The sequence below is a fragment of the Dietzia cercidiphylli genome, assembly GCF_014145145.1.
GTDB lineage: Bacteria > Actinomycetota > Actinomycetes > Mycobacteriales > Mycobacteriaceae > Dietzia > Dietzia natronolimnaea.
Genome location: NZ_JAALEA010000427.1, coordinates 1 through 3,585, shown reverse-complemented (window position 1 = coordinate 3,585; position 3,585 = coordinate 1). Strand labels below are relative to the sequence as shown.

Sequence of the window (3,585 nt, the reverse complement as noted above, 5' to 3'; positions counted from 1 at the left end):
CGACCGCCGTGGTGGGGCGGCCCGGGCTGTACCGCGCGGCGGCGGACGACAGGGTGACGACCGGCGCTCCGGTGGTCGTCCGGGGCAGGACGCCCGGCAGGCCGCACGCGTCGACGAGCCGACGCTCCCCGACGAGATCGAGGCCGCGGATCTCGACATGGAGATCCGGAGGGACCTCCGTGGGCTGGACAAGGCCAACGCCGAGCTCGTGGCACGGCACCTGGTCGCCGCGATGCACTTCGTCGACGACGATCCCGAGCTGGCTCTCGCCCACGGCCGGGCCGCGAAGAATCGCGCCGGGAGGATAGGCGTCGTCCGGGAGACCCTCGGCGTGCTCGCATACCGGGCCCGTGAGTGGTCCGAGGCCCTCGGGGAACTGCGTGCGGCCCGCCGGATCTCGGGAGGGCCCGGACTTCTCGCGATGATGGCAGACTGCGAGCGGGGCCTCGAGCGTCCGCAGAAGGCCATCGAACTCGCCCGGGGGGAGGAATCCCGCCAGGTCTCCGGTGAGGACCTCGTGGAACTACGCATCGTCGAGGCCGGTGCGCGGGTGGATATGGGCCAGCTCGACGCCGCCCTGGTGACCCTCCAGGACGCCGGCGCCGACCCGGCGGCGGTGGGCGAGGAGGCGGCACGGTTGGACTACGCGTACGCGGAGGTGCTGTTGGCGTCCGGTCGGAAGGACGAGGCCGCCGCGTGGTTCGGGCATGCGGTCGCGGCCGACCCGGACCATCACACGGACGCGGAGTCGCGTCTGGCAGAGCTCGAGGACTAGCCGCCGGTGTCACCAGCCACTCTGTCGGATCTGCACGACGCACTTCTCGTGGACCTCGACGGGACTCTCATCCGCGGTTCCGAGCCCATACCCGGCGCGGCCGAAGCGCTGGACGGGTCGGGGCTCCCGGTGGTCTACGTGACCAACAATGCGAGCCGTGCCCCCGCCGACACCGCAGCGCACCTCCGCGAACTGGGTTTCACGGCCCGCACGTCCGACGTCATGACGAGCGCCCAGGCGGCCGTGATGATGTTGGTCGATCACGTCGACGCCGGCGCGAGGGTTCTCGTCGTGGGACACGCCAGCTTCCGCGACCTCGCACGGGAAGCGGGCTACGAGGTCGTCCTCTCGGCCGACGATCATCCGGAGGTGGTCCTCCAGGGACTGTCCCGCGAGCTGACCTGGGGCGATCTCGCCGAAGGGTGTCTCGCCATCCGCCGTGGGGTTCCCTGGGTGGCCTCCAACACCGACACGACGCTACCCACCGAGCGGGGCCTGCTCCCCGGGAACGGCTCGCTGGTCGCCGCGCTCCGGGCGGCGACGGACCGCGAACCCGTCGTGGCGGGAAAGCCGGCCGCCGGGGTCCTCAGGGCTGCCGCCGACCTCGTCGGCGCGACGCGTCCACTGGTCATCGGCGACAGGCTCGACACCGACATCGAGGGCGCGGTGGCGGCTGGTATGCCCGCACTGCTGGTCCTGACCGGTGTCCACGGGACGGCCGATCTGCTGGTCGCCGACGAGCGTCGTCGCGCCACCCATCTGGCCCGGGACCTGGCGGCGCTCGCCGCGCCGCCCGAGTCCAGTCATATCGACTCGGCCGCCGAACTCGACGCGAGGGTGCAGGACGGGGCTCTTCACCTGCAGGGGATCCCGGAGACGCTCAGCGGTGTCGATCTGGCGCGCAGCGTCATCCGTCAGGCATGGCGCCACGGAGTGAGCGCCATCGGGGATCCCGGTGGCGGTGCGCGGTCGCGGCTCGCCGATGCGGGACTCGTCGTGGGCTAGCGTGGACCGCGTGAGCACACCCGGACCGACACCACTGCCCGGGCCCGCGGGCCCGGACGTCGACGAGCTCCGCTCGGCGTTCGACGATCTCCTCGCTGACTCCGTCGGGCCGTCGACGGCCGGAGTCGACGGAGGCGACGGAGGCGGGGTGGTCCGTGACGATCAGGTCAGGGCCCTGGACGCCGCTCATGACCTGCTCGCCCGAGCGCTCTCCGCCCTGGACTCCGCCCGCTGATGGCGGTCACTCGGAGGCGCCTGGACGCCGAGCTGGTCCGCCGCAAGATGTGTGACAGTCGGGAACGCGCCAGGGACCTCATCGACTCGGGGCGAGTGATCGTCAACGGGGTGGCAGCCCGCAAGCCCGCGACCCAGGTGGAGCCGACCACCTCGATCGCGCTCGCCGCGTCGAACGAACCGGACTGGGCCTCGCGGGGAGCCCACAAACTCATCGGTGCGCTGGACGTCTTCGGCGTGGGCGTGGCCGGGGCGCGCTGTCTGGACGCCGGTGCCTCCACGGGAGGCTTCACCGATGTCCTGCTCTCACGGGGTGCCTCCCGCGTCGAGGCGGTGGACGTGGGCTACGGGCAACTCGTGTGGCGCCTGCGCAGCGACGGTCGCGTCGGGGTCCACGACAAGACCAATGTGCGATCCCTCACTGCCGAGGACATCGGGGGGGAGGTCGACGTGGTGGTCTCGGACCTGTCCTTCATCTCCCTCCCGCTCGTCCTGCCCGCACTGACCGCGTGCGTCCGCACCGGCGGGGATCTGCTGCCGATGGTCAAACCGCAGTTCGAGGTGGGCCGCGAGCGGGTCGGCCAGGGTGGCGTCGTCCGCGACCCCGCCCTCCGGATCAAGTCGGTCACGGGTGTCGCGCGCGCCGCTGCGTCGCTCGGGCTGGAGGCGCTCGGCTGCGTGGCCAGCCCGCTCCCCGGGCCGTCCGGGAACGTCGAGTACTTCCTTCACCTACGCAAGACCGAGTCGGGTGTCCCGGCCGAGCTGTCGCGCGAGGCGTCGGACACCATCCACCGCGCTGTGGAGGAGGGGCCGAGATGACGGACATGACAGGTCAGGGGACACCCCGCCGGATCCTGCTCGAGGCCAACCTCGACCGGCCGGACATCGTCGCCATCGTCGCCCAGGTCGTCGACGCCTGCGCGAACCGGGGGATCGCGGTGCGCATGCTCGCCGACACGAGTGAGAACGTCGCCACGGGGACGGGCGTGGAGTCGGTCGCCGACACTCCGCACGCCGCCGACGGGTGCGAGCTCGTCCTGGTCCTGGGTGGGGACGGGACGTTCCTGCGGGCGTGTCAGTACGCCACCGCGGCCGATGTGCCGGTGCTGGGGGTCAACCTCGGGCATGTCGGGTTCCTCGCCGAGTCGGAGGTCTCCTCGCTGCACGGGGTCGTCGAACAGATCGCCGACCGGGACTACCGGGTGGTCGAGCGCATGACGGTCGAGGCCACCGTCATGCACGGGGACACCGTCCTCGGCCACGACTGGGCGCTCAACGAGGTGAGTATCGAGAAGGTCTCCCGGCAGGGCGTCCTCGAGGCGTCGGTCGAGATCGATGGGCGACCGGTGAGCGACTATGGGTGCGACGGCATGCTCGTGTCGACCCCGACCGGGTCGACGGCCTACGCGTTCTCCGCGGGAGGGCCGATCGTCTGGCCGGAGCTCGACGCGATCCTGGTGGTCCCGAACAACGCCCATGCCCTGTTCGCCCGGCCCATGGTGGTGGCGCCGAGTTCGCGTGTCGCCGTGGAGACCGGGACCCGGTCGGGGCCCGCGGTGGTCGTGCTCGAC

General features: G+C 71.9%; 5 protein-coding genes. All 5 read left to right on the top strand.

Annotated features, from left to right (window positions below):
• On the top strand, positions 1-775 hold a 775-nt coding region (locus G6028_RS14595; protein ID WP_182659304.1), incomplete at its 5' end, for a tetratricopeptide repeat protein.
• 6 nt (positions 776-781) lie between these two features.
• Entirely contained in the window at positions 782-1,780 is a 999-nt protein-coding gene (locus tag G6028_RS14590) for an HAD-IIA family hydrolase (protein WP_338404235.1), read from the top strand.
• 10 nt (positions 1,781-1,790) lie between these two features.
• On the top strand, positions 1,791-2,015 hold the full coding sequence (locus G6028_RS14585; protein WP_338404234.1) for a hypothetical protein: 225 nt from the start codon (positions 1,791-1,793) through the stop codon (positions 2,013-2,015).
• On the top strand, positions 2,015-2,833 hold the full coding sequence (locus G6028_RS14580) for a TlyA family RNA methyltransferase (protein WP_277817616.1): 819 nt from the start codon (positions 2,015-2,017) through the stop codon (positions 2,831-2,833). The genes G6028_RS14585 and G6028_RS14580 overlap by 1 nt, the downstream gene beginning before the upstream one ends.
• The coding region (locus tag G6028_RS14575) for an NAD kinase (protein ID WP_182659302.1) at positions 2,830-3,585 on the top strand (756 nt) is incomplete at its 3' end. The genes G6028_RS14580 and G6028_RS14575, both read left to right, overlap by 4 nt.

Coding starts and splice junctions, on each gene's coding strand:
- G6028_RS14580 (WP_277817616.1), top strand. CDS start 2,015: ATGGCGGTCACTCGGAGGCGCCTGGACGCCGAGCTGGTCCGCCGCAAG.